We start from the raw sequence: 25,608 nt of genomic DNA, 5'->3' as shown, positions 1-25,608 counted from the left end.
GCTCGTTCGGTTGCGGATCCGGGCGTGCAGCGACGATAGGAGAACCGTGTGACAGGTTCTGTCAGGGTTTCCGAGGAGAATGCGCGCATGTCTGCCAGTCGACTGCTCTCGGTTCTTCTGCTGCTGCAATCGCGGGGCCGTGTCTCCGCGCGGGCCATCGCCGACGAGCTGAACGTGTCCGTGCGCACCGCCTACCGTGACCTGGCGCGCCTGCAGTCCGCAGGGGTTCCGGTCTACGCCGAGCCCGGCCGCGGGGGCGGCTACCAGCTGCTCGACGGCTACCGCACCCGCCTGACCGGGATGAGCGAGGGCGAGGCACGGGCACTGTTCTTCGCCGGACTGCCCGGGCCCGCCGCCGACTTGGGGCTGGAGGCCGAGGTGACGGCCGCCCGGCTGAAGCTGCTCGCCGCGTTGCCGACGGGACTACGCGAGGAGGCGTCACGGGTCGCGACGGTGTTCCACCTGGACGCACCCGGTTGGTACCGAGAACCTGAACAGCCGCCGCATCTCCCCTTGTTCGTCGATGCGGTACTCGCGCGGCGTGTGGTGCACGTGCGGTACCGCCGCTGGCGCGCCCCGCAGGAGGTGGACCGCCGCCTCCGCCCCTATGGCCTGGTCCTCAAGTCCGGGACCTGGTACGTCGTGGCCGCCACGGAGCAGGGCACTACCGCGACCTACCGTGTCACCCGGGTCCTCGACGCGGTACCGGGCGAAGAGCGGTTCGACCGACCGGAGGACTTCGACCTGGGCGCGTACTGGGCCTCGTACCTCAAAGACTTCCACGCGCGCCGCTACACCGGCACGGCCACCATCCGCCTGTCCCCGGGGGGACGCCGGCGCCTGCCCGACAACGTCCCCCCGGAGGTGGTGCGGGCTGTCGACTCCACCGCCACCCCCATCGGCGACGGCGGATGGGTCGAAGCGGTCATCCCTACCGAGAGCATCGAGCACGCCCGTGGCGAGCTGCTCCGCCTCGGCGGAGACGTCCAGGTCATTGCACCGCCCGAACTGCGCCGGGCCATGGCCGCCACCGTGGAGATACTCGCCCGAGCCTACGAACTCCCGTAACGCCGGACCATGCGTCGCCGCGGCAACTCAAAGAGCCGGGCCGGCGGGAGGGGGACGTCCCAGCGCTGCCAGGCGGCGCCCGTGCAGTTGCGGAGGTTGATGCCGGCGCCCTGGCTCGGGTCCCCGGCGTTCTGGATTCCCAGGGAGGACCCGGATGCCCAACCGGCATCCGGATCCTCCACTGCACCTGCCGACTACGGGCGCGGCGTCCCCTCGTTCTCGTGCTTCTCGTCGTTCGCGTCCTCCGGGTTGATCTCGGTGGTCGCGGTGCTCTCGTTGTTGGCGTTGTCCGGGTCCCTGTCGTCGCCGAACACCGTTGCGGTGTTCGACACGGTCGTGGGCTCCGAGACGTCCGCGGCGGTACCCGTCACCGTGATCTCCACGTGCCGGCGCTCCGGCAGCGGACCACCCGTGCAGGAGAGGACGCCGTCGGTGATCTCGCACCCCTCGGTCGCCGTGGTGGGCTCCAGGATCTGCGACGGGAGGGTGTCGGTCAGCGACCAGCCGGAGGAGTCACCCTTCCCGCCGTTCCGTACGGTGATCCGGTAGGTGACTGCTGCGCCCGCCGTGACGCTCTTGGGGCCGCGCTTGTGCACCGACAGGTCGGCGGACGAGTCGAGGAAGCAGGACGTGGCGTCGAGGTTGGTCGCCGGGGTGGTGGTCTGCACCGACAGCACGGTGAACTCGGGGTCGGAGCCGCTCGCGTCCTCCACGCGCACCCGGAAGAGCTGTCCGGAATTGCGGAAGAATCCGAGGTCGCCGTTGCCGTAGACGAAGACGCCGCCGAAGTCCTCACCCCCCGGAAGAACACCCGGGAAGAAGTCCACGCTCTCGTCGGCGATGTCGATCCGCGTGATGGCGCCCGAGTCGGTCGAGCCCCAGAGGAATCCGTCACGGAACGCGATGTCGAAGACGTCGAGCTCCGGGTCGGCGAGCTCCGGTACCTCGATGACCCCGGTCACCGAGCCGGTGCCGTCGTCAGCGATTCCGATCCGGTAGATCTGCCCGGTGTCGTCGGCCAGGACGTAGTAGTTGCCCGCGTCGTCGAACGTTCCCGAGATGTAGAGGGCGGGCGGCAGACCGGCGATGGCGCCGAAATTGGTGAAGTCCCCCTTGCGGTCGAACCGGACCAGCTCGTTGTCCGGGCCGCCGAACGTGATTCCGTAGAGGAAGCGATCGTCGGGGTTCACTCCGATGGCGTTGTAGAGGAACGGCGTCGGGCCGCCCAGCGGCGTGAACCGGACCGTTCCGGGCCCTCTGTCGGCGGTGTAGAGCTGGTTCGGGTCGCCGAACGAGACGTAGACCTGCCCCTTGCACGCAACGGGGCCCCCACCGGGCGGCGACTTCGCGGCAGTCGCCGCGGGGGCCTGGTCGGCCCCGGCCGGTGGGGCCAGCATGCCCGAAGCGAGCCCGGCGATGAGACCCATTGCGCCCAGCGTGGAAAGCGCGCGCAGCCGCTTCCGGTCCGATCCGTTTGTACCTCGACTCACGAACAAACACCTTTCGCTGCTGAGTACAGACGGGGCCGCATGACGGCGCGGCCTCCCTTGACAGGCGCCGGTGGCGCCGGAGACAGATGAGCACAAGGCATGCCGGGTCGGACGTCACGGCTCGGGCTTCGGCAACGGATTTCGCTCCAATGCACCAGGACGATCTCGCGGCGCACCGCCGGCCGCCGACGGCGGAGTCACCGGCCCGCGGGGCCGGCCGGCTGCGGGTACAGCGTGAGGGTCTCGCGGCAGTCCGCGGACCGGCCGTTGTCTCGCTCCTGCGTTCGGACCCGGCCCAACGGGGCCACGGCTGGGCGGGATCCGCGACAACCTGGTCGCTCCGATCGCCCAGGCCGAGCGGTCAAGGGCGGCTCGGCGAAGTCGAAGGCCTCCGTCGGCCGCAGCCTCACCGGACGGCCGACCCCGAAATCCCGACGATACGATCACGGCCATGAGCGACAGTGCGATCATCATCGCCGAGCTGACCGTCTCGGCCCAGGAGGCCCCCGCGCGGGCGGCGGCCGCCGCCGCCTGGCTTCTTGAGCAGCAGATCATCGAGCCGAACGATCAGCCTGACCCGCTCTGGCGGCCTAGTCAGTACCTGCCCGGCCCCGCCGCAGCAGCAGCACTTCGCGATTTCCACCGGAACACCGGTCTCGTCGGAGACGGCATTGACATCCTCGACGAACGTCAGATCCATGACCCCGGCGGCAACTACACCCCGCCGGCCTGCCCGAACTGCACCACCCCGCTCGACGAAGACGCACACATCACGCTGGTCAAGCCCTGGCTTGAGCAGGCCGAACCCATCGTGACCTGCGAGAACTGCGCCGCCGCCGCGCTCTTGGGCGACTGGACCGGCCCCTGGGCCGTCCACATCGCCAACCTCGCTGTGCGCTTCGACAATTGGCCGCCGCTCAGCGACGCCTTCATCCTCGAGCTCGGCGATCACCTCGGCCCACGCTGCCGTCTGATCCACAAGCGGATCTGAGACGCCTCAACAGGCAGGGTCCGCAAGGTCTGATCACCTAGGCTCGGTGGTGGGCGCGGGGTTTGGGAGCTCGGGCCGGGACCAGGGTGCGTCGACGCTGTCGGACGCCGGGCGTAGACCGAGCTCGCGGAGCTGGTTGACCACCGTCATGGCGGTGAACATCGCGTTCGGGTTGGCGCCGCCGACCCCCAGTTCAGCGATGGTTTCCGCGTAGCGGGTCATGAACGTGCTTGGCCGAACCTGCTTGCTCTCGCTGGTCAGCCTGAGTGCCGCCTCCTGAAGGGCGGTGGCCTGCTCCAGCAGCCCGTCCAGGTAGGACGGCACCTCAGCGCCACGGCGCAGGGCGAAGGTGTGGCCGTCGGTGAGGAGTGCGGCTTCTCCCTCCTCGAAGAGGAGAGCAACGGCGCCGAGCACGGTCTGGATCTTGAGCTGGTCGGCGTCGGCCATCGCACCGCAGGGTCCGTTGCCCTCGTCGGAGAGGTGTAGGACGCCGCAGTCCCTCAGGTGCACGATCACATGCCCGGCGCAGTGTCCCTGGCTGCGCAGCACGCGGACCGCGCCGTCGGCGAAGGTCCAGCCGGTGAATCGCTGCGAGCCGATCCGAATCCGCTGCAGCGGCCGCTCCTCGTAGGTCCGGGTCGTCGCGCCGAAAGGCCGCATCGGCTCGAAGAGCGACACCAGTTTGCCGGCCGGTGCGGGCGGCGCGGGCAGCGGCGCCAACCCGGCGATGCGGTCGAAGGACCGCACCCAGTACGAGGCCGGGTCCCGCATCTGGTCGAGGTCGAGGGCGGGGACGTAGTGCTCGACCGGCACGCCCAGCTCGTCGGCCAGGTCGTTGTTGCCGACGTGGTCAAGATGGCCGTGCGTGGTCAGCAGCAGTGCCCGGGACCAGTGCCCGACCCGGTCGGCCGCCTCCCGCAGTGCCGCGCGGAAGGCCGCCGTGACGCCGGTGTCGACCAGCACCAGGGTATCGCCGGCACGGTGTACGAGGGCGTTGGCGACGTCCGGCTGATCGTGCTCGACATCCAGTCCCTGCCCGAGGGCCAGCACGGTCCTGTCGTCGATCTCGATCAGGTCACCGAGCGCGGTCATGGATCCTCCCGCGGTCTCGTCCGGGCGCCGCAACGGTGTCGACCACCAGCCCCTGCTCACGAGCGTACGCCGCACCAGGCGTGGTGTCCCCGGGAAGCCTCCGGCCAGGGCGCACCCCTCCCGCGAGCAGATGTCCCACCTCCTACGGGGCTTTCCGGCCGAGCCGCGGATGTCCGGGTGCGATGACCGACCGGCCTCTTCAGGCTGGCCCGACCGGCCATCGGCCGCCCCGCTGCCCGGCCGGAGGTCGAAGTCCGCGCTCTGCTTCGCCCGTGCCGCCTCCCGGCCCTGCAACCAGGCCCGTTGGCCCCGCTTGTACGTGATCGCCTGTGCCGGCCGGCCCGGGTAGCGGACGATCTCGCTGTCCGGGTAGGCGGGCGGGCGGCCGGAGCAGCGGCCGAGGAACTCCCGGGCCAGGGCCGGGGTCCAGCGCTGACCGGCGGCGAAGGGCGAGCGCGCCGGGATCTCGCACCACAGGTGCATGCCGAGGTCGACCACGACCCGTAGCGCCCGCATCATCTGGGCGTCCAGGTGGCCGAGCCGGTCCTGCGGCTCGGTGTAGAAGAAGGGCATGGGTTTGACGGTCACATCTTCGCCGACTCCCGGCCCGGCCTCCAGTCCTCCCTGCGGGGGGCCGTACAACGTGTGGCCGGGTCACCGAGAAACCGCGCACATTCGGTGAGTCGATCGGGCGCGGGTGGCCGACGGGGGGCGACTGGTGGCCTGCGTCACGGGGCGGTCGGCGGCGTCCAGCCCGGATCGCGTCCGCTCAGCCCGACTGCCCGGTCCAGCAGCGGGGCGTCGTCCGGGACGGGCACGACGGCCCCGTAGATGCCGCCGCGGTCCTCGTCCTCGGCGGCTGCCAGCAGGAACGCATGCGAGGCGCGCAGCGCTCCCTGATCGGGTGCGTACTCCTGGCCGGTGGCCCGGGCCAGGTCCCAGCCGTGGATCACCAGTTCGTCGACGGCCACCGCACCCGCGATTTCGCCGGGCAGGTCCACGCTGCCCGCGCGGGTCATGCCGGTCCAGGCGGCCGGGTCCCTCCAGGCTTCGGCCAGTTCGCCGAGGACCCGGGGCAGTTCCTCGCGCCAGCGGTCGGGCAGGGAGAGCGCGGCCGAGTCGGGGGCCGTGTCCGTCGTGGGGCCCAGGTCCTTGCGGGCGGCGTCGCGGAAGGCGACGGCGAGGCCCGCGAGGTGGCCCAGCAGGTCGCGGACCGCGTACTCGGGGCAGGGCGTCGGGTCGGCGAGCCGGGCGTCCGGGATTCCCTCAGCGAGACGGGCCACGATCCTGGCTTGTGGTCCGAGGTCGAGGGTCGTCGTATCGGTCATCTGCCGCTCCTCCGGGACGATGGGTGTGAAGGGTAGACCGGAGGCGGAGCCCGTACTCATCGCAACGCGGCCGGAGATTCACCCGGGCGGACCCGCTCGGCCGGTGTCCGGACGCCGACGCGGCCGGATTCCCCTTGACCACCCATCCCGCCGGGGGCGGAGCGCTCGGCGAAACCGCCCAGCCCGCCGGGGGGCGGAGCGCTCGGCGTGGTCAAGCCCGAGGTGGGCCCGTACCGGGCCGGCGTCGGCCCTGGGTGCCCCCGCCCCGGGCCGGTACCCGGGGCTCGGGCGCGGTTTTCCGGCCGGCGGCCGGGGCCGCACGACATGTGGCATCGGCTCCCCGTTGCCACAATGGCCACATGGCCGGTGCAGGGCCCGCGAGCGAGGGCCGTTACGGTGAGCGGGTCTTCCGTCCCGAGGACTGGGGCGAGGACGACCGTATCGACCTCGGGGCCCTCACCTACGACGAGACGACCATGGCCCGGCTGCGGCAGCTGGGAGTGGGACCCGGCTGGACGTGCCTGGAGGTGGGCGCGGGAACGGGCACGGTGGCGCGGCGGCTGCTCGGCGAGGCGGGAGTGGCGCAGGTCCTCGCGGTGGACCGCGACGTACGGTTCCTCGCGGCGCACCCCGTGCCGGGACTGACCACTCTGCAGGCGGACATCACCTCCGAGGACTTCTCCCCCGGGCTGTTCCGGCTGGTCCACGCCCGGTTCCTGCTCATGCACCTGCCTTCCCCCCAGCAGATGGTCGCCAAGCTCGCCGGGCTGCTCGCCCCGGGCGGGGTCCTGGTGGTCAGCGACGCGGTCGACCTGACCACGGACTCGGCGCCCGTGACCCCGTACACCCGCGCGATGCGGGCCATGTGGCAGGGGCTGCGCGACGGCATCGGAACCGACGTCTCCCAGGTGACCCACCGTACCGAGCTGCTGCGGGCGGCCGGGCTGGAACCGGTGGCGGCCGAGATCCACGTACCGCCGCTCCTGCCGGGGAGCGCGATCAGCCGGTTCTGGGCGGACACCTGGGAGCGGGCGCGGGCCGCCATGCTGGCGACGGGGCTGGTCGACGACACCCAGCTCGACGAAGCCGTGCGCTACCTGGACTCCCCCCGGTGCACCGGATTGTCGCCGGGGATGCTCACGGCCTGGGGGTGGAAGGCCGAGAACGCCCGGGTGTCGAGGTAGACGAGGTGGCGGTCCTCGTCGGCGCAGGGGCGGATCCACTGCACGGATGCCGGTCAGCGTCGCACAACTCCAACAACGCGTCGCCGCGCTCGGTCAGACACCCCTACAGCTCCGGCAGGACGATTCGCCCGGAACCCGGGCAGGCCGCAATACCCGACTACCGCTGCTCCATATGACGGCCACCGAGATGGACATCACCGAGGACCTGATCCGGGATCTGCTGCGCGAGCAGCACTCCGACCTGGCTGATCTCCCTCTGAAGCTCGGAGCGCTGGGCTGGGACAACCAACTGTGGCGGCTCGGCGACGACCTCGCCGTCCGGTTGCCCTGGGCGACGCAGTCCGCGGACGCACTGCTGCGCAAGGAACATGCCTGGCTGCCCCTCCTCGCCCCGAACCTCCCTCTCCAGATTCCCGTCCCGCAGCGCCTTGGTGAGCCCTCCGAACGGTTCCCGCGGCCCTGGCTCGTCACCACCTGGGTCCCGGGCGAGCCCGCCGACCGCGCCCCCGCAACGCGCCCCGCGGAGGCGGCAGTCACCCTGGCCGCCTTCCTGACCGCCCTCCACCGCCCCGCCCCCGACGGGGCGCCGGCAGGCCGAGACCGCGGTGGCCCGCTGGCCGACACCGCAGAACACTTCACCCGAGGGCTCGCCTCGGCCACCGAACTGGGGCTGGTCCGCGACCCGGACGCGGTCCGCGCGGTCTGGGAAGACGCCGCCGCCGCGCCCGACTGGGCAGGCCCACGCCTCTGGCTCCACGGCGACCTGCACCCGGCCAACATCCTGACCACGGACGGCACCTTCTCCGGCGTGATCGACTTCGGCGACCTCTTCGCCGGCGACCCGGCCTGCGACCTCGCCGCCGCCTGGATCCTGCTGCCGGACGGCGCCATCGACCGCTTCCACGAGAGTTACCAGCCAAGCCCGGACGCCGCGACCTTGCGCCGCGCCCGCGGCTGGGCGGTGCTGCGCGCCCTCGCCGGCATCCACATCGGACACGCCGGCGTCCACGGCCGCCCCGGAGGCAAGCCCACTTGGGGCCCACCCGCCCACGCCGCACTGCAACGCCTCACCACGACGGTCCACCACTGATCAAGTACCCCGGTGGGAGGTCGAGTGGTCGTGCTCGAGGCCGGCTAAGACGCTCCCCGCATCGCCCGTGTCCTGGCTGACCTGCCCTGCCGGTCGAGGTGCTGGGCCGGCTCCGGTCGGACCGGGTGCTGCGCAAGCCCGTTCCGTTGCCGTGGATCTGCCACAGCGAAGGGGTCGGCCGATAGCCGGCCAGGTCCAGGGGCGGGTCGAGCTGTCCCGGGTGGTCGTCTCCGGCCTTGGGAACACAACCTTCCAGCCGCCCCGCCGGTCCAGGTACGTTGAGCCGATCTTCGGATCGCTGCTCCTTGTTCCTGTCAGGTCGGACCCCGGGACTCCTGTGAGACACACCGTCACCGAATCCTTGCGCGCCGCCTCACTCGGCAGCGCCGCCGTCGCCGTCGTCCTCTGCTTTGTGTACGACCGGGCCGATGGAGCACGCTGGGACGTCCTGGCCGCTCTCGCCGCGGGGGCGGTCTGCATCGGTGCGTGGGCCATGATGACCCATCAGGCCCCCCCGCCCGGCCCGCCGGTGCCCGCCCCCGAGCCGATGGAGGCGCTGCCGTCCGTACTGCCCCGCAACCCTGTCGACTGGTACCTGCTGGCGGGCATGCTGCTGGTTGCGGTAGCTCCCTGGGCGGTGTTCCGCCACGCCGCCTACCTCGAGGTCGACATCGCCGTTGTGGTCCTTCTCGCGCTTCCGCTGTGCGCCTGGATCGCGATGGTCTCCTTGCTGACGGTGAAGCCCCTGATCGTCCGAAGACTTCCCGAGCCGCACCGGCTGCTGGCCCGGGACGCGAAGGCGGGCCGGGCCCGCAGAGCCTACCGATCGGTCCGGTCGGGAAGCACGCGAGTAGATCATTCACGGAACTCCGGTCAGAGCCGATTCCAGAGATCCCCATCAAGCGCGAACTGTCCATGAGGTCGAACGGCAAGCCCAGAGCCTGCTTCCGGACTACGACGCGTCGGAAGAAGGAGCCTCTGGCCGGGGTGGGCCGAGCTGCCGGCCGAAGAAGTCCAGCATCGGCTCCGCCGCGACGCTCCAGTAGGCCCAGCCGTGGCCGCCCGACTGGAAGACCACCTCGGCGTCCACGTCGCGGGCCGCGAAGGCGGTGTGGAGCTCCGCGGTCCCCGGCAGGTGGTTGGTGTCCTGGGTGCCGCAGGCGAGGTGGTAGCGGGTGCGCCGGAGCCGGTCGGGGGCGGTGCGCCGGATGACGTCGGCCAGGTTGTACTCCCGGGAGCGGTCCGTCAGCCGGGCGGTTCCGGCCAGGTCCCGGCCGAAGGCGTGGCCGAAGAAGCGGTTCCACTCCTGCATCGGCATCGCGCGGTAGCCCTCGACGGTGAAGTGTGCCGTGCTCAGCCCGGCGGCGGAACCGAACAGGCCCGGGTACCGCAGGGCGTACATCAGCGCGCCGTAGCCGCCCATGGAGAGCCCGGCGACGGCCCTCGTCTCGGCCCGGCCGCCCAGCCCGTGGGCCTGTTCGACGGACGGAACGAACTCCTCGATGAACATGTCCTCGTAGCGCAGGGCGTCGACGCCGGATCCGGCGTCGTTGATGTAGAACGTCTCGTCCTGACCTCCGCCCTTGGCGGGGTCGCGCCGGGCGTCGGGCATGACGAGGGCGCACGGCGGGATCCGGCCCGCCGCGATGGCCCGTTCCAGGGTCGGCACGATGCCGCCCTTGGCGACCCAGTCGGTGTGCTTCCCGCTCGCACCGTGCAGCAGGAAGATGACCGGGATCCCGCCGTCCGCCCCGCCGCCCCGGGGCGCGGATCTCACCCCGGCGGGCAGGTAGAGGCTGTACTGGACGTCCCGGCCGAGCAGTCGGCTGCGCAGGGTCAGGTCGGTGCGCAGCGAGGCGGTTCCGGAGGCGGACGGGGCGGGCGGGGAGGGGGACGGCGCCTGTCCTGGCGCGGGGCCGCCCCGCAGCAGGAAGGCCGCGGAGATGACGGCCGCGACCGATCCGCCGGCCCCGGCCGTGAGCAGGGAACGGCGCGCGGGGAGTTTCACCATGGTTCCCTCACCGTCGGTACCGGATGTTCGTCTCGGCCATCCGCCGCGCGTGCCGGGTGTGCGAGCAGGCGATGCTTGTAGCCGGGGCTGTTTTCCTCAGGCGGGCGGGCGTTCACAGACGTTCACAGGACCAGACACATGACACGTCCGGCATCCGCATCGAGGCAAGCAGCCACGCCGAAGAACCGCCGAGGTCATCACCCTGTGGGCTACTGGCTACGGACTCCGGCGGAGCCGGGTCGCCTGCTGCCCGTGCGGGCACGGGCCCCGCAGGCCTGGACTGGTGATGGTCCCCGCGCCGGCGACCCGGCGTGCAGCGCCGGCCGCCACGCCGCCCGCCGAACCCCCAGCCGGCCTGCCGCCGGCCCCGGCCCGGGCCTGGCGGCGGTCTCCGGCCCGGCGGCCTTGGCCCGGAGTGGCCTTGCGTACTGTGGATCACGCACACCGCCGATCACCGTCACCAACTCGGCCGAGGATCGGTGGTGTTCCCCGTTCTCGAGCCGATCTGGAGTAAGCGTGACCTCTTCCCACGTCCCTGCCCCGCAGCCGGAACCGGCTGCCACCCCCCGCGCTGGTGGTCCTTTCGACGAGATCCCCAAGCTGGACGGAGAGTTGTGCTTCGACCAGGCCGCTCTCGACGCGGCGTCCACCGACTTCGGCGGCCTCGTCCACCAGCTGCCCGCCGCGGTCCTCAGGCCCGGCTCGGCCGAGGACGTCGCCACGATGGTCCGCTACTGCCGCGAGCGCGGACTGAAGGTGGCCCCGCGGGGCCAGGGGCACTCCACCAACGGGCAGGCCCAGGTGCCGTCCGGGCTCGTCATCGACATGAGCACCCTGGACTCCGTCAAGATCCGCAACGACACCGCCATAGTCCAGGGCGGGGTCCGGTGGAGCACTCTGGTCCGGGCTTCCCTGTCCAAGGGTCTCACCCCACCGGCCTTCACCGACTACCTGGAGCTGTCCGTAGGCGGCACGCTGTCGGCCGGAGGCCTGGGCGGGCAGATCGGCCACTACGGCACGCAGGTCGACAACGTGCTCGAACTCCAGGTCGTCACCGGCGAAGGCGAGATGACGACCTGCTCCCCCACCCTGCGCCCCGACCTTTTCCGGGCTGCCCTCGGCGGCCTCGGACAGTGCGCGATCATCACCCGCGCCACCATCCCGCTGGTTCCCGCGCCCCGCTCCGTACGGCTCTACACACTGATCTGCCCGAGCGTTGCCGCGCTCACCGCACAGCAGGCCAAGCTGATCGGGGACGGACGTTTCGACTACCTCATCGGCCAGGTCCACTCGCCTTCCCCGGACGGCTGGACCTACATGATCGAGGCTGCGGCCTACGACGCGACACCCGCTGACGACGCCCGGCTCACAAGTGACCTGGACCACACCGCAGTCGAGGTCCAGGACCTGGACTACTTCGACTTCCTCAACCGGATCGCCCCGCTGGTGGAGACGTTCAAATCCATCGGCGAGTGGCAGCGGCCCCACCCCTGGTACGACAGCCTGCTCCCCGCCTCCGCCGTAGACGACGTCGCCACGAAGACGCTCGCTAACCTCAAGGCCGGCGCGCTCGGCTTGAGCGCGGTCATCCTGCTGTACCCCATCCTCACCGCCAAGTGCAGGACCCCGCTCCCCGTCATGCCGGACGGAGAGCTCGCCTACCTCTTCTCCCTCCTCAAAACCGCTTCACCCGGGGCGGATTCCCCCGAGGCGATGGTGGCCGCAAACCGCAGCCAGTACGACGCCACACTCGAGGCAGGCGGCCACTGGTACCCGATCGGCTCGGTGCCGCTCACCCAGGACGACTGGGCGCGCCACTTCGGCCCCTTCTGGGACGAGTTCAAGGCAGCACGCCACCGTTACGACCCCGACGGCATCCTCACTCCCGGCCAGCGCATCTTCTGATCAAGGGGCCCCGGACGGCGTCCGGGCGGCGTTTCCCTGCGCCGGTGGAGCGGGGTGACCCTTCTGTCTTGAGTGGGTCACCCCAGGCCACGGCCAGTACAGGGAAACCGAGTTCTTCCCGCCCGCGCGGGGCAGGGCGGTCTCCGGGTTCGGCGGCCGCTCGCGGGTGCCCGCGATCAGCATCGGCAGCCGCATCGTCTCGCCGTCCGATCCGCCGTTGGCACCCGGCCCCGGCGGATCAGGCGTCCAGGGGCCGCCAAGCCGGGCCGTCTCCCTCCTGCCGGACGTGTCCGAACACCACGTCGGCGAAGTGGACGCCGAAGCCGACCGTGCCGGGCTCTGCCAACTCGGCGACGAGGCGGCGGCGGTGGTCGGCGGTCCGGGCCGGGTCGTGGTCGAAGGCCGAGGACCATTCGGGGTGGTCGATCTGGATCGGCGCGTGCACGGCATCGCCGAAAGCGATCAGACGCCGTCCGCCACCGGTGATGACGTACTCGGCGTGCCCGACGGTGTGGCCGGGGGGCGGCCAGGCTGTGCAGGAGCGCACCTCCGTGGATCGCGCCGAGGGGGCCGTCCGGGGTCTCGAGCCGCTGAACCCGCGCGCCGCGCACAGGCCGAGGCCGGCTCGTCCTTCGGTACGTGCGACGGGGTGTCGGACTACGCTCCGCACAATGGAACGCGCAGAGGTACTCAAGCGAGTGATCGGCATCCTCACCGAAGCCCAGGAAATCCGCCGGGCAGCCGAGGGCGGACTGGAGGACACCGGCAACGGAGACGGCAACGACGACTACCCGGCGGCAACGGCCGGAGTGGTCACGACACTCCTGAACGAGATGCTGCCGTCGATCCGTGTGCCGGCCGACGCCTCTCCGCAGCAGGTGGCAACGCTGGTGGCGGAGGCCCTCGGCCCGGCCCTGCACACGATGGTCTCCGGCTTCAGCCTGGCGTTCACCAGCCTCGCGATCGCGCACGACAGTGGGCGGACGGACATCTCCGCGATCGAGGTGCTCCAGGAACTCGCCCTCGAGGTCGAGGCAGGCACTTACGACGAGGGCCCGTAGGAACTCTCCGCGGGCCCTCACGGTTGCGCAGTTGCACGAGCGGGAACCGGAGGGGGGCGGTCAGCCTGCGTCGTCCTGCCCGTGGGCCATCTTCCGCTCCTGCATCTTCCTCACTTCCTCGGGGCTCTTGCCGGCTACCGGCTTGCTGGCCTCCGGGTGTACCGGGTCCGGACCGGGGTGCTCCTGCACCTGCTCCTCGCGGCCCTTTTCCTGTTCCTGACGCTTGTTGCCCTTGTCCTTCATGGCTTCCGCTCCCTCGCAGCTCTCCTCGACACGGACTCCAGGTCCTCTCCCGCCTACCCCGTCCCCGCCGGGCCAGTCGGTCCGGATACGTCGGGCTTCCGTCCCCCGCCGTTCGGCCCGGGCTCCACGGCTCGTCCCCTCCTCCGCCCCGGTGCGGGGCGGCGCTGCTCGGTGCCGGCAGCCGCCCGGGCCGGGAGGCGGGCGCCGTAGCCCCGCCGAGCGGACGGAAAAAGTACCGCCCCGCCGTGCGTCATCCGGCACCGGCGTGGGAAGGCGCCCCGGCATGCCGGAAATGATCACCAGCCTCGCCACCCGTGTCGCGCAGCGCCGCCGCGAGCCGGTCGCCGTCCAGGCCCTGCGGTCCACCGCGGCGGCCGTCATCAGCTACGTCGTCGCCCTCCGCCTGAGCAGTGAGCCGAACCCGCTGACCGCCCCGCTGACCGCCTTGCTCGTCGTCCAGGTCACCCTCTACTCCACGCTGACCACCAGCATCCGCAGAGTGAACTCCGTGGTCGTCGGCGTCCTGATCGCGATCGGTTTCAGCGTGCTGGTGGGCCTCACGTGGTGGAGCCTCGGCCTGCTGATCCTGGCCTCCCTGGTGGTGGGCCACCTGGTGCGCGTGGACGAGTTCGTCCCCGAGGTCGCGATCAGCGCCATGCTCGTCCTCGGTGTCACCCAGGTCGCGAACACCGCCTGGGACCGGGTCCTGGAAACGGTCATCGGCGCGGTGGTCGGGCTGCTGGTCAACCTGCTGTTGGCACCACCCCTCTGGGTGGGCCCGGCGGGCACCGCGATCACCGACCTCGCGCTCCGCATGAGCCGGCTGCTCGACCACCTCGGCGAGGAACCGCTCGGACCGGCCAAGGTCGAACAGGCCGCGGCCCGGCTGTACGAGGCACGGCGGCTCGACAACGACATCGCGCAGGTCGACACCGCCCTCCGGCAGGCCGAGGACAGCCTCCGGCTCAATCCGCGGGTCAAGGAGGGCCTCCTCTTCCGGATGGTGCTGCGCACCGGCCTGGACACCCTGGAGATCTGCGCGGTCGTGCTCCGCGTGGCCTGCCGGACTCTGGCCGACCTGGCCAAGGCCCGCCCCGACGGTCCGCTCTTCGAGGCCGGGACCGCGGCTGCGCTGCGGCAGGTGCTGCGCCACACGGCGATCGCCGTGGAGAGCTTCGCCCAGCTGATCACCGCGCAGGTCAGCGCCAACGCGGAAGAGGCGGAGGCCCGCCTGACCGGGGAGCTGGCCGTGGCCCGGGCGCACCGCGACCGGCTCGCAGACCTGCTGCGGGCCTCCGCCCGCGAGGATCCGGCGCACTGGCAGCTGCTCGGCGCGCTGCTCGCCGAGATCGACCGGGTCCTCGACGAGCTGGACGTCGACAAGCGGTCCCACCGCCTGCTGGAGGAACTCGACCGCCACGCCCGCACGCGGCGCACGGGCCGGATGCGGGGCCGGCTGCGCGGGCTGCCGGGGCTGCCGAAGTGAGGCCATCCCACCCGGCTCCTGCTCGAACCGCGTGTCAGCCCGGCCCCTGACGCGGCTTCGTGCCGCCCCACTCGGCACGCGGAGTAACAGGGTGCACCATTTGCGTCACAAGGCGTTGTGGCGGGCGGGTGACCGTGGCGGGCGGGTGGGGGCGTCGGCGTGCGGCCGGGCCGTGGCACGCCAACGATGGACGGCGTACCCGCCCGCTGCCGCTGTCAGGAGCACCCCATGCTGGAGCGCACGCTGCGCAAGGACCGCACCGAGGTCACCTTCATCCTGCCCGCCGACAACCCGCCCGGGCCGGTCAGCGTGGTCGGCGACTTCAACGACTGGCAGCCCGGCGTCCACACCTTGAAGCCGCGCAGGGACGGCAAACGGGCGGTCACCGTGGAGCTGGCCGGCGAGCGCACCTACTCGTTCCGTTATCTGGCCTCCGGGGACTACTGGTTCAACGACGACGCTGCCGGCGATCAGGACGGCCCCAACAGCCGCCTCCACACCTGACCTTCCGCCGTCCTGAACCGCCGCCGGGCCTCAGCCTTGAGCGCATCCCCCGGCAGCCGGAGCCGGAGCCCGGAGCCCGGCGGCCGTTCAGGAGAGCGGGGTGTGGTCGGCCGGTACCTCTTCCCCGGGAACGACCGGCCCGGGCGCGGTGCCGTCGCCGAAGGGGCGTCCGCCCAGGGCGGCGCGGTCGTGCGGCGCGAGCCAGCCCGCCGTGTCGGGGCCGGCCGGCACGATCCCCGTCGGGTTGATGTCGTCGTGCACCAGGTAGTAGTGCCGCTTGATGTGGTCGAAGTCGACGGTGTCGCCGAAGCCAGGGGTCTGGAACAGGTCCCGCGCGTACGCCCACAGCACCGGCATCTCGGTCAGCTTGTGGCGGTTGCATTTGAAGTGCCCGTGGTAGACGGCGTCGAAGCGTACGAGTGTGGTGAACAGCCGTACGTCCGCTTCGGTGATGGTGTCGCCGACGAGGTAGCGGGACCGTTCGAGCTGGGCGGACAGGCGGTCGAGCCGGTCGAAAAGCCGCCCGTACGCGTCGGCGTACGCCTCCTGGGTGCCGGCGAACCCGGCCTCGTAGACGGCGTTGTTGACGTCCCTGTACACCGCCTCGTTCACGGCGTCGATGTGCGGGCGCAGTTCGGGCGGGTAGAGCGCGGGCGCCCCGGGGCGGTGGTACGGCGTCCACTCCAGCGACATGTCGACCGTGATCCGGGAGAAGTCGTTCGTCACCACCTTCCCGCTCGGGACGTCCACGACGGCCGGCACGGTGATGCCCCGGTCATAGCCGGGGTCACGTGCGAGGTAGGCGTCCTCGAGCCGCTCGATGCCGAGCACCGGGTCACGCCCGCCGGGATCGAGGTCGAAGGTCCAGCTGCGCTCGTCGTGCACGGGCCCGGCGATGGCCATCGGAAGCGCCTCCTCCAGCCCGAGGAGCCGCCGTACGATCACCGCCCGGCCGGCCCACGGACAGGCCCGGCTGACCACCAGGCGGTAGCGGCCCCGCTCCACCGGGTAGCCGTCGCGCGCGTCGGCGGTGATCCGGGTGGTGATGTACCGGCTGTCACGGGAGTACCCCTTGCCGGGGCTCACATAGCTCACGCCCGGCACCTACCCGCAATCGGCCCGGGGACCCGCCCCGATCTGTGCGTACCGGGCTGGTCGAGCCGCCGACGCCGGGTTCACCCGCCTGGCGATCCCGAACACTGATCACATCGGTGGCCTGCGCCAACCGGATGGTTCTGCCCGTTCCGCCCGCCGCGCCCTCGGGCCGGGCCGGACGGGGCCGGTCACTGTGGCCGTCGGGGAGTCGTCGGTGTGGTTCAGGGGGTTGGAGGGATGACGAGCTTCCAGTCAGCCGTCGGCGATGACGAACTGCCGCTCCTCCTCGTCTCCGAGGCCGACCTCGTCGCGAGCGGCTTGTGGCAGAAGGCGCCCGAGGTCGTCGGTGTGGTGAGCGGCGCGCTGCGCTCACCACAGGCCGGCTGGTACGGCAAAGCGATCACGGCACCCACGAATGAGCAGACCGCGGAGTTCCTCCGGCTCTCCACCGAGACGCAGAGGCGGTACGGGGGTGTCGACTTCGATTACAAGCTGAACGTACTGACCGCCCTCGGCGGGGGTGGCGCGGGCTTCAAAGCCGTCGGCGCCAATGTCCTCAACCTTCGGCGGGGCCTGCCCCGGGCCTGTGCGCTCTACGTGCTCTATGACCGGCCGACCCTCCGACCGCGCACCCTGATCCGTTCCACTCTGCTCTCCGCCCTGCGTACGGCGGCCTACGCCTGCGTCGTGCGCGAACTCTGCGGCGCGCGGGTGGTGGGCGTTCTGGGCAGCGGGCACATCGCCTCGACGCTGATGCGCCTGTGGGCGCTGCTCGAATGCCCCGACCTCGAAGAGGTACGGGTCTACTCGCCGAACATACGGGGCGAGGAGTTCCACGCCGCGGTGGGTCCAACGCCCTACCGGCTGGTGCAGGCCGATTCGGCAGCAGACACGGTGCTGGGCACGCAGATGCTCGTCACCGCCACCACGGCGTCGAGCCCCGTCTTCAGCAGCGCATGGCTCGCCCCGACCGCCGTCCATGTGAACCTCGGCGGCCATGAGGCCCCCTTGGACTTCGTGGCGACATGCGCCCGCGAGGGTTCCGTGATCGTGGACACGCTGGAAGGAACGCTGCAGCGGGGCGTCCAATCCCTCGCGATCTGGTGGGCCGGGCACGATGTGCCGCCGCCCGATGCTCGGATTCACAGCTTCGCGACCCTCGAGGAAAGTAGGCTCGACCGTCCCTGGCATGTGAACTGCGTGGGACGCGCTGACGTTGACCTGGCAGTGGCTCAGTGGGCGGAGGCACTTGCAGGACAGGCCGGCCGGGGACAGGTCGTCATGCTGTGATGCGGTCCGGGGGCGGTTGCGAAGCGGGGCGGCCACCTCCTGTTTGCAGCGAGCCGAGCGGTCAGCGGAGGTCGCGGACTGGAGCTGCGCCGACTCACCGGCAGCCCGGCCCTCGGGCGGGGACGCGGCCCACGAACCGGGCGCACCGTCGGCCCCGTGGCCTGACCGCCTGAGTCGGCTTCCGCGAATGCAGGACGAACGTTTTCCGCGGCGCTGTGCGCCCCTGCCCTGGGACACCCCCGGAGCCCGGCGGTCCCCGGACGGATCGGCAGAACCGGCAGGTCGGTTGCCACGGCGAGCACCCGGCACGGGGCGCGTACTCCCGTGCGCCCCCATGTGCTCCTTCGGCGCGGTCGGCACCCGGCGTACGGTTCCGGGCCATGAGCGGATACGCGATGGAACCGGCCATGCCGACTGAAATCGGCATCCAGGCCTTGCCTTCCTCCGACCAGTGGTCACCGACCCCCGTGGTACCAGCGCCGGTCTGCCGCTTCGAGAACTTCCTCGGTGCGGAACGCGCCAACTCCCTGCTGGCGTACGCAATATCCCGGCAGGCCGACTTCAACGCCGGGACGGTCCTCGATCCCTTCACCGGTCAGGTCTCCCACAAGGGCCGCAACTCCCTCGTCCTCCCCGTAACGAGCGCGGTGTTCTCCGCGCACCTCGCCGACTGCCTGCCGCTCGTCCAGGAGGTCCTCGGCCATCAGGCCGCGCTCACACAGTCCTTGACGGTCCTGACGGCGCACGGTGAGGGCGGCCACTACGGCATGCACACCGACGCCTCGCGGGTCCGCGACGTCAGCACTGCGCTCTCCGCGGTGTACTACCTCCACCGCAAGCCCCGTGGCTTCGACGGCGGTCAACTCCGGCTGTACGACACCCTGCTCCACGACGGTGGAGCCCAACCGGCCGAGTCCTACCGCACCGTCGAACCCGAGCACGACACCATCGTCTTCTTCCCGGCCAGCGCCTTCCACGAGGTCGTCCCGTCCACGTGCCCCAGCGGACAGTTCGCCGACCACCGGTTCACGCTCACGACGTGGATCAGCAGCGCCGGGTCCGCGACGACGTCCGGCACCTCGACCCGGACCCTGCAGTGGATGGCACGCGCCGCCGAACGCACCCGCCCGCTCACGGACGTCACCTCCGACCAGGACGGCGCCCGCCCCACCACGCTTCCTGCCGCCGCTCCCGAAACCCGCCTCACCCTCCCCACACCCACACACCGGCATGAAAGTGGCCCACGAGAACGGCGATGACCGGTCCGGCCCCCGGGACTTCACCGATTTCGGCCATTGTCAGTGCCCCAGGAGAGGATCACTCTCATGACGATCCTTTCCGCCGATGAGGCGCTGTCCAGCCTGTCCAGCCTGTCCGGCCGCACCGAGTACGAGGCCGCGCTCCAGCGCCTGCGCGAGGCTTCGCGGGCGTACTACGGAGACGGCGACAGCAGTCTGGACGACGCCTCGTACGACCGGCTCCGGCTGGCCGTCCTGGCCTGGGAGACGGAAAACCCGGCGGAGGTCTCCCCCGACTCCCCCACCGGCCTGGTCGCCGACGGTGCGGCCCCGGCCGGTGACATCGCGCACACCACCCGCCTGCTGAGCTTGGACAACGTCTTCGACGCCGAGGGCCTGGTGGCCTGGGGCGCCTCCGTCCAGCGCCGTCTGGGCCGTGCCCCGGCGGGCGGGTTCACCGTCGAGCCGAAGATAGACGGCGCGGCCGTGGCCGCCCGGTACCGCGACGGCCGCCTCGTCGGGATCATCACCCGCGGCGACGGCAGTCACGGCGAGGACATCAGCCACGTCATCGGCCAGATCGACGGCCTGCCCGAGCAGCTGGCCGAGGCGGCCACCGTCGAGGTCCGCGGTGAGGTGGCCTTCACCCAGGAGCAGTTCGAGACGGCGAACGCCGTCCGCACCGCACACGGCGCGCAGGTCTTCGCCAACCCCCGCAACGGCACTGCGGGCACGCTGAGGGCGAAGGACCGGCCGTACCGGCTCCGGATGACGTTCTGGGCCTACGGCGCGGTCGAACTGGACGGCGTATCGTTCCTGCCCGCCGGAGCCACGCACGCCGAGGCCCTGGCCGCCCTGGCCGCAGCCGGGGTGCAGACGACCGCGGCCTCCGCCGCCGGGCTCCGCGTCGTCGCCGACCTCGCCGAGGCGCAGCAGCAGGTCGACGCGATCGCCGCGATGCGCGCCGAGCTGCCCGTCGGCATCGACGGCGTGGTCGTCAAGCTGAACGACGCGGCCGAGCAGGAGGAGGCCGGGTTCGGTTCCCGGTTCCCGTACTGGGCCATCGCGGTCAAGCTGCCCGCCGTCGAGCGGCAGACGGTGCTGGAGGACGTCGTGTGGGAGGTCGGCCGTACCGGGGTCCTGGCCCCGACCGCCGTACTCGGCCCGGTCGAGATCGACGGCTCCACCGTCACCCGGGCCACTCTGCACAACCCCGCCGACATCCGCCGCCGCGACCTCCACATCGGCGACACCGTGACGGTGTACAAGGCCGGCGACATCATCCCGCGGGTCCAGGCGGCCGTGGTCCGGCTCCGCCCGGACGGTGCGCAGGAGGTTCCGCTGCCCGAGGCGTGCCCCAACTGCGGTGGAGAGATCGACAAGCGGCAGGAGCGGTGGCGGTGCGCGAAGGGCACCTCGTGTGCGCTTCCTGCGCTGATCGAGTACGCGGCGGGGCGCGAGATGCTCGACATAGACGGCCTCGGCAAGACGTACGTGGCGGCCCTGGTCGAATCCGGTGACGTCACCGACGTCGCCGATCTCTTCACCCTCTCCGTCGACCAGCTCACCGTGGCGTCCGGCAGTTCCAAGCGGGCGGTCAAGCTGGCCGAGCAGATCACAGCCGCCAAGTCCCGCCCGCTGAGCCGGGTCTTCTGCGCCCTGGGAGTGCTCGGCACCGGGCGCAGCATGTCCCGCCGCATTGCCCGCCACTTCGGCACGATGGAGGCAATCCGCCAGGCCGACGCCACCGCGATGCAGGACGTGGAGGGGATCGGCCCGGAGAAGGCCCCGGTCATAGTCGAACAGGTGGCTGCCCTCGCCCCGGTCATCGACAAGCTGATCGCGGCGGGCGTCAACATGACCGAGCCCGAGGGCTCGTCGGCGGCGCAGGGCGCCGCAGGGCCGCTGGACGGCAAGGTCGTCGTGGTCACGGGCAAGATGGCCGGGCCCCTGGAAGGGTTCGGCCGGACCGAGATGAACGCCCTCATCGAGAAGGCCGGCGGGCGCGCGGGCAGCAGTGTCAGCGCCAGGACGTCGATCCTCGTCGCCGCGCCGTCCGCGAACGGCAAGCCGAGCTCGAAGGCGGTCAAGGCCGCCGAGCTCGGAGTCGAGGTCCTCACCCCGGAGGCCTTCGCCGAGCTGGTCGCCGACGCTCTGGCATTCCCCTAATCCTGGCCCTGACCCTCACCTTGGTGTCGGGAATGCTGCCGGGCACTCTCACCGGATCGACGTGTGGCGTCTGCCAAGACAGAGGACAAGGCTCCCAGGGCTGTGGGGTACCCGTGCTCGGAGGGAGCGGCGAATCCGATCAACAGGCCTCCTGGTGTGTCAGCCGTCGGCCGGTGGTGGAGTTCGGTCAGACCTCGCAGCGCAATGCCTCGTTCCGCGCAGTCGGCCAGAAGCCGGTGTTCGGTGATTCCGCCGGGCGGGAGGGTGACGAGGGTGTGCAGGCCGGCCGGAACACCGTGCGGGGTGAAGGCCGGGAACGCGGCCAGGTGTTCGAGGAGCAGTTCGCGGCGGCGGCGGTACCGCAGGCGGGCTGCGCGGATGTGGCGCTCGTAGGCGTGCGTGCTGATCAGTTCGGCCAGGGCGACTTGGCCGATGGTCTCGGTGTACAGATCGGTCTCCTCCTTGGCCTTCACGATCGCTCCCACCAGGTGGCGCGGCAGGACCATCCAGGCCAGCCGGAGCGCCGGGCCGAGGGTCTTGGATGCGGTGCCGCAGTACACCACCTGGTCGGGAGCGATGCCTTGGAGGGCCCCGACAGGCTGGCGGTCGTAACGGAACTCTCCGTCGTAGTCGTCCTCCACGATCAGGCCGCCAGTGGCGCGTGCCCATTCGCACAGCGACTGACGGCGGTCGGGATGCAGCGGTACGCCGGTCGGGTACTGGTGCGAGGGAGTGACCACCACCGCCCCGATGCCCCGGGCCAGTGATCCGATGCGGGCCCCGTGCGCATCGACGGTCAGGGCCGGGGTGGTGAGCCCGGCGCGCTGGACGACCTCGCGATAGACGTTGTGGCCCGGGTCCTCCATGGCAACGGCAGTGGTGCCGTTGCCATGGAGGACCCGGCTCAGGAGTCCTATGGACTGGTGGAATCCTGAGGTGATCACGACTCGGTCCGGTGTGGTGAGCACTCCCCGGGTCCGGCCGAGGTAGTCGGCGACTGCGGCACGCAGCTGAGGGTGCCCCTGGGGATCCCCGGCACCGAAGATCCGCGGCGGCGCGGACCCGAGTGCGCGGCGGCACGCACGGAGCCAGGCCTGGACGGGGAAGGCGCTCACGTCGGGAAGCCCGGGGCGCAGGTCGTAACGGGGAGGCCGGTCGGGGGTGGTGGCCGGGACGGCCGGGGAGAGGTCAGCACCGGGTACGTCGGCGACGCGCGCGCCCGAGCCGGGGCGCACGGCCAGGTAGCCCTCCTCGGCGAGTTGCTCGTAGGCCGCGCTCACGGTGCCCCGGGAGAGCCCCAGTTCCTTGGCCAGCCCGCGAGTCGACGGCAGGGGTGTCCCCGGTCTCAGGCGTCCCGATCGAATCGCCTCGCGCAGCGCGGACTCCAGCCCCGAACGCCGCCCGCCTGCGGGGCCGATGTCGAGGTGGAGGTCGAACCCCGAACTGGCCCAATCATTCGGCATGGAACCGGATCTTACCCATGGTCCAGTTGCGGATTAGGTTCACCGGAAGGAGCCAGGGACGCGGGCATGAACACCCGACCGTCCTCACGGCCCACCGACCACGGCCCCGGCCCGGCCCACGGCCCATGCCCTTGAGCCCAACCCATCTCTCGGAAGGACAGGCACGACCCGTGAGCGTCATAGCCCATCTCAGCGATGTCCACATCGACGGCCGGCAGCGCAGCATCGACCGCACAAGGGCGGTCATGGACTACTTGGATGCCCTTCCCTGCGATCTCGACGCCGTTGTGGTGACCGGCGACATCGCCGACCACGGATTGCCGGCCGAGTACGAGCAGGCCCGGGAACTACTGACCTCCCGGCACCCGGTGCTGGTGTGCCCGGGAAACCACGACGAGCGCGGCGCCTTCCGCCGGTCCCTGCTCGGGGAGCCCGCCTCGGCAGCTCCGGTCAACCAGGTTCATCGCACGCCCGGCTTCGTCATCGCCCTGTGCGACTCCTCCGTACCGGGGAAGGACGAAGGGTTCATCGAGGACGAGACCCTGCTCTGGCTGGAGGACGAGCTCGCCCGGACGCCGAGCGACGTGCCCGTTCTCGTCGGCTTCCACCATCCGCCGGCCCTGCTGCACAGCCCCTACATCGACAGCCTCCGCCAATTCGAGGAACACCGGCTCGCCGCCCTGGTGGACCGCCATCCCAACATCGCCGCCCTCATCTGCGGCCACGCCCACACCGCAGCAGCGACCACCTTCGCGGGGAAGCCCCTCGTCGTCGCCCCCGGCGTCGTCTCGGCCCTCAGACTTCCCTGGGAGCGGTACGCCCACCCCACGGACCACGTCCATCTCGACCTGCCGCCGGCGCTCGCCTTCCACGTTCTGGACGACTCGGGACGGCTGACCAGCCACTACCGGAGCGTCGCCTGCTGAGTTTCGAGAGCTGGCACAAGTCCGTTCCGTGTCCGCCGACCGCCTGATCAGCAGACCCCGTCGGGTGGCGCGACGCAGGAAGCAGAGTGGGACGAGGAGCATGCCGCGCGGCTCGCGCTCGCAGCGTCGCTCGTCCGACCCCGCCCGCGCAGCGAACGCAGCCGAGAAGGCTGGTACTCCAACCCCGAGGAGGGCGGAGTACCAGCCCTCCGGCCGCTGGTTACAGCATCCGCACCTCGGCCTCGGGAAGCTTTGCCCACCAGTGGTGGTGGCGGCTGTAGACATCCGCCTCGCGGTCGACGAGGAGGGCCGTCAGGGATTGGGCCTCCGCGGCGAGTCCGTCCCACGTGGCGGGTGAGAGAGGGTGAAAGGCCGTGGCCTCGATGCCGCCTTCCTTCGGGCGCCACACCCCGGCGACATGGCCGTCCACCAGCAGGGTGGGCAGTACGTCGCCGTTGCGCCGGATCACCAGAGGGCGGTAGGCCGGGGGTATCACCCGGCTGCGGTCCGCGTAGGCCAGCAGAATGCTGTCCCACATCGCCATGAGCCGGGGAGGGGCGGGGGTTTCGGCGGACGGCCGGGAGGCGCCCGGGAGGTCGAACAGTATGCCGCCGTCCGGCCCTTGGAGCTGCTCGACGGCGCCGTCCAGAGCGCGGAGTGCCGCGCGGACGGGTTCCCGCTGCACCAGGGCGAACTGGGCCACGTCCGCGACCGAGGCGGGCCCGAACCCCGCCAGGTAGCGGAGGATCAGGGTCCGCAGCGCCTGAGGGTCCACCGCACGGTCCGCGGGCACGGGCGGCACGGGCACGGGCCCGGTCCCGGCCGCGACGAACGACGGCCGGAGGCCGAACGACCACGGCGCATCCGTCGGGGCATGGTGCAGCGGCGCGTACGCCTTCAGCCCCCACCACGCCGCGTCCTTCTTCTCGGCGCCGAGCCGCTCCTCGGCCCACGCCTGCATCTCTGCCGAGGTCCGCGGCCGACGGGCGAAGGCCAGCAGCTCCGGCACCAGTTCGTGGGCGTCCGCGGGGGTCAGCCCTGCGACGGCGAAGCGAGCGCCGAGCCGGGAGGCGTACAGCGTGGGCTGCATCGCCGCGCGGAAGACGGGGTAGTCCTCGGCGTGCACGGCGTGCAAGGTGATCCGCATCAGGGTCGCCTTGACCACCGATCGCCCGGTGAAGGCGGCGTCGAGCTCGGCCGGAGCGAAATCGGTGAGCCGGTTCCACAGGGCGAGGTAGGGCGAGGCCGGGTGCTGCGCCTGGAGCGCGACCACGCGCCGCACCCCGTCGGGGACGGTCAGCGGCTCACGGTCCAGCAGCAGTTGGCGGCTGAGGGTCGCTCGGTTGAGTTCGCGCGCGGTGATCATCACAGTCCGGGATTCTGCCCTCGTCCGGCCGGTCAGGACGACATCGGGTCTTCCCGCAGGGCCTTGAGGGACAGTGACACTCGCTCTCGGACCAGGTCGATGTCAAGGATCTCCGCGTCGATCTCCTGGCCGACGGAGACGAGGTCGGAGGGGTGGTTGAAGGGGAGCCATGACGGCTCGGGGAGGTTGATCACCGCTTCGAAGCCGCCGATGTCCACGAAGGTGACGCCGAAGCCGGCGATGTGGGTGACCGTGCCGGTGACGATCTCACCTCGGTGAAGGTTCTTGAGGAAGGCCCAGTTCCGGTCGCCCGGCGTCGGCTCGGTCCGCCAGCGGGCCCGTAGGACTCCGTCGCGGTCCGGCATGACTGCCGTGAACAGGGGCGCGCGTTCATCGGCGTACATGGGCAGGAGCGCTGCGGCGCCGGCGTCGGTTATCCGGTCGGCCAGCTCCGGGAACTCGTCCTCCTCGGCGATGTACTGCCGATGTAGAGGTACTGGTCCCATCCCACGTGTACGGCGAAGGTGCCCTCCACCTCCAGCCGGCACCAGACGCCGCTGTCGCGCAGCATGAGCCGCACCAGCTCCAGGCCGATGTCGAGGGGCACC

General features: G+C 71.3%; 23 protein-coding genes and 2 pseudogenes. 13 read left to right on the top strand and 12 right to left on the bottom strand.

The window, feature by feature from the left end; translation table 11 throughout:
* The first annotated feature begins 87 nt into the window (after positions 1–87).
* On the top strand, positions 88–1,068 hold the full coding sequence (locus AB0447_RS18420) for a WYL domain-containing protein (RefSeq protein ID WP_366477723.1): 981 nt from the start codon (positions 88–90) through the stop codon (positions 1,066–1,068).
* Between the two features lie 194 nt (positions 1,069–1,262).
* Here the strand turns inward: AB0447_RS18420 and AB0447_RS18415 are convergent, their stop codons facing one another.
* Positions 1,263–2,558, bottom strand: a complete 1,296-nt coding sequence (locus AB0447_RS18415) for a DUF11 domain-containing protein (RefSeq protein ID WP_366477722.1) — start codon at positions 2,556–2,558, stop codon at positions 1,263–1,265.
* A gap of 451 nt (positions 2,559–3,009) precedes the next feature.
* Between AB0447_RS18415 and AB0447_RS18410 the strand changes: the two genes are divergently transcribed.
* Positions 3,010–3,549 (top strand): hypothetical protein, encoded by a 540-nt coding sequence (locus AB0447_RS18410; protein ID WP_366477721.1) that lies wholly within the window; start codon positions 3,010–3,012, stop codon positions 3,547–3,549.
* Between the two features lie 33 nt (positions 3,550–3,582).
* Here AB0447_RS18410 and AB0447_RS18405 read toward each other — a convergent pair whose 3' ends face one another.
* The 3 genes and pseudogenes from AB0447_RS18405 to AB0447_RS18395 form a co-directional block, all read right to left on the bottom strand.
* Positions 3,583–4,812, bottom strand: coding sequence for an MBL fold metallo-hydrolase (locus AB0447_RS18405; RefSeq protein ID WP_366477745.1), 1,230 nt, complete (start codon positions 4,810–4,812; stop codon positions 3,583–3,585).
* Between the two features lie 69 nt (positions 4,813–4,881).
* Positions 4,882–5,205: pseudogene (locus AB0447_RS18400) on the bottom strand (DUF885 family protein); the annotation flags it as partial.
* A gap of 164 nt (positions 5,206–5,369) precedes the next feature.
* On the bottom strand, positions 5,370–5,969 hold the full coding sequence (locus tag AB0447_RS18395) for a TIGR03086 family metal-binding protein (protein ID WP_366477720.1): 600 nt from the start codon (positions 5,967–5,969) through the stop codon (positions 5,370–5,372).
* A 359-nt stretch (positions 5,970–6,328) separates the two neighbouring features.
* Here AB0447_RS18395 and AB0447_RS18390 point away from each other — a divergent pair, with 359 nt between their 5' ends.
* The 3 genes from AB0447_RS18390 to AB0447_RS18380 all read left to right on the top strand — a co-directional run bounded on the left by AB0447_RS18390 (position 6,329) and on the right by AB0447_RS18380 (position 9,162).
* Positions 6,329–7,153 (top strand): class I SAM-dependent methyltransferase, encoded by an 825-nt coding sequence (locus AB0447_RS18390; RefSeq protein WP_366477719.1) that lies wholly within the window; start codon positions 6,329–6,331, stop codon positions 7,151–7,153.
* Between the two features lie 172 nt (positions 7,154–7,325).
* A complete protein-coding gene (locus AB0447_RS18385; RefSeq protein WP_366477718.1) occupies positions 7,326–8,243 on the top strand; it encodes an aminoglycoside phosphotransferase family protein in 918 nt (305 codons plus the stop codon).
* Between the two features lie 337 nt (positions 8,244–8,580).
* Positions 8,581–9,162: a hypothetical protein gene (locus tag AB0447_RS18380; RefSeq protein ID WP_366477717.1), complete on the top strand. Its 582-nt coding sequence runs from the start codon at positions 8,581–8,583 to the stop codon at positions 9,160–9,162.
* A 33-nt stretch (positions 9,163–9,195) separates the two neighbouring features.
* Here the strand turns inward: AB0447_RS18380 and AB0447_RS18375 are convergent, their stop codons facing one another.
* The gene (locus tag AB0447_RS18375; protein WP_366477716.1) at positions 9,196–10,254 is read right to left on the bottom strand and encodes an alpha/beta hydrolase-fold protein; all 1,059 of its coding nucleotides are present in this window, start codon (positions 10,252–10,254) and stop codon (positions 9,196–9,198) included.
* Positions 10,255–10,770: 516 nt separating this feature from the next.
* On the opposite strand from AB0447_RS18375, the gene AB0447_RS18370 reads away from it, so the two are divergent.
* Complete coding sequence (locus tag AB0447_RS18370) at positions 10,771–12,159, top strand: FAD-binding protein (protein ID WP_366477715.1); 1,389 nt, start codon at positions 10,771–10,773, stop codon at positions 12,157–12,159.
* A 238-nt stretch (positions 12,160–12,397) separates the two neighbouring features.
* Here AB0447_RS18370 and AB0447_RS18365 read toward each other — a convergent pair.
* Positions 12,398–12,679 (bottom strand): annotated as a pseudogene (locus tag AB0447_RS18365) (MBL fold metallo-hydrolase); the annotation flags it as partial.
* Positions 12,680–12,830: 151 nt separating this feature from the next.
* Between AB0447_RS18365 and AB0447_RS18360 the strand changes: the two are divergent.
* A complete protein-coding gene (locus AB0447_RS18360) occupies positions 12,831–13,220 on the top strand; it encodes a hypothetical protein (protein WP_366477714.1) in 390 nt (129 codons plus the stop codon).
* A 60-nt stretch (positions 13,221–13,280) separates the two neighbouring features.
* Here AB0447_RS18360 and AB0447_RS18355 read toward each other — a convergent pair whose 3' ends face one another.
* Positions 13,281–13,463, bottom strand: coding sequence for a hypothetical protein (locus AB0447_RS18355; RefSeq protein ID WP_366477713.1), 183 nt, complete (start codon positions 13,461–13,463; stop codon positions 13,281–13,283).
* Positions 13,464–13,746: 283 nt separating this feature from the next.
* Between AB0447_RS18355 and AB0447_RS18350 the strand changes: the two genes are divergently transcribed.
* Positions 13,747–14,949, top strand: coding sequence for an aromatic acid exporter family protein (locus AB0447_RS18350; protein WP_366477712.1), 1,203 nt, complete (start codon positions 13,747–13,749; stop codon positions 14,947–14,949).
* A gap of 228 nt (positions 14,950–15,177) precedes the next feature.
* Positions 15,178–15,453: an isoamylase early set domain-containing protein gene (locus AB0447_RS18345; protein WP_366477711.1), complete on the top strand. Its 276-nt coding sequence runs from the start codon at positions 15,178–15,180 to the stop codon at positions 15,451–15,453.
* 87 nt (positions 15,454–15,540) lie between these two features.
* On the opposite strand, the gene AB0447_RS18340 is transcribed toward AB0447_RS18345, so the two are convergent.
* The gene (locus tag AB0447_RS18340) at positions 15,541–16,548 is read right to left on the bottom strand and encodes a glutathione S-transferase C-terminal domain-containing protein (RefSeq protein ID WP_366477710.1); all 1,008 of its coding nucleotides are present in this window, start codon (positions 16,546–16,548) and stop codon (positions 15,541–15,543) included.
* A 237-nt stretch (positions 16,549–16,785) separates the two neighbouring features.
* On the opposite strand from AB0447_RS18340, the gene AB0447_RS18335 reads away from it, so the two are divergent.
* From AB0447_RS18335 to ligA, 3 genes are all read left to right on the top strand, one after another.
* On the top strand, positions 16,786–17,838 hold the full coding sequence (locus AB0447_RS18335) for a hypothetical protein (RefSeq protein ID WP_366477709.1): 1,053 nt from the start codon (positions 16,786–16,788) through the stop codon (positions 17,836–17,838).
* Between the two features lie 380 nt (positions 17,839–18,218).
* Positions 18,219–19,097 carry a 2OG-Fe(II) oxygenase gene (locus AB0447_RS18330; protein ID WP_366477708.1) on the top strand — a complete coding sequence of 293 codons (879 nt, stop codon included), beginning with the start codon at positions 18,219–18,221 and terminating at the stop codon, positions 19,095–19,097.
* A 66-nt stretch (positions 19,098–19,163) separates the two neighbouring features.
* Positions 19,164–21,245, top strand: a complete 2,082-nt coding sequence (gene ligA, locus AB0447_RS18325) for an NAD-dependent DNA ligase LigA (RefSeq protein ID WP_366477707.1) — start codon at positions 19,164–19,166, stop codon at positions 21,243–21,245.
* On the opposite strand, the gene AB0447_RS18320 is transcribed toward ligA, so the two are convergent.
* Positions 21,242–22,708 carry a PLP-dependent aminotransferase family protein gene (locus AB0447_RS18320; protein WP_366477706.1) on the bottom strand — a complete coding sequence of 489 codons (1,467 nt, stop codon included), beginning with the start codon at positions 22,706–22,708 and terminating at the stop codon, positions 21,242–21,244. The two genes, ligA and AB0447_RS18320, sit on opposite strands and share 4 nt — an antisense overlap.
* 170 nt (positions 22,709–22,878) lie before the next feature.
* Between AB0447_RS18320 and AB0447_RS18315 the strand changes: the two genes are divergently transcribed.
* Complete coding sequence (locus AB0447_RS18315; protein ID WP_366477705.1) at positions 22,879–23,634, top strand: metallophosphoesterase; 756 nt, start codon at positions 22,879–22,881, stop codon at positions 23,632–23,634.
* Between the two features lie 220 nt (positions 23,635–23,854).
* On the opposite strand, the gene AB0447_RS18310 is transcribed toward AB0447_RS18315, so the two are convergent.
* Genes AB0447_RS18310 through AB0447_RS18300 form a run of 3 tightly spaced genes read right to left on the bottom strand, consistent with a single transcriptional unit; the run spans position 23,855 to position 25,607 of the window.
* On the bottom strand, positions 23,855–25,003 hold the full coding sequence (locus tag AB0447_RS18310) for a winged helix DNA-binding domain-containing protein (RefSeq protein WP_366477704.1): 1,149 nt from the start codon (positions 25,001–25,003) through the stop codon (positions 23,855–23,857).
* A 29-nt stretch (positions 25,004–25,032) separates the two neighbouring features.
* Entirely contained in the window at positions 25,033–25,404 is a 372-nt protein-coding gene (locus AB0447_RS18305; RefSeq protein WP_366477703.1) for a S1 RNA-binding domain-containing protein, read from the bottom strand.
* A gap of 29 nt (positions 25,405–25,433) precedes the next feature.
* Positions 25,434–25,607 carry a hypothetical protein gene (locus AB0447_RS18300; RefSeq protein ID WP_366477702.1) on the bottom strand — a complete coding sequence of 58 codons (174 nt, stop codon included), beginning with the start codon at positions 25,605–25,607 and terminating at the stop codon, positions 25,434–25,436.
* Between the last annotated feature and the right edge of the window lies 1 nt (position 25,608).

This window comes from Streptomyces sp. NPDC051211 (assembly GCF_040689505.1).
GTDB lineage: Bacteria > Actinomycetota > Actinomycetes > Streptomycetales > Streptomycetaceae > Streptomyces.
This window is presented reverse-complemented; position numbering and strand designations above follow the sequence as displayed.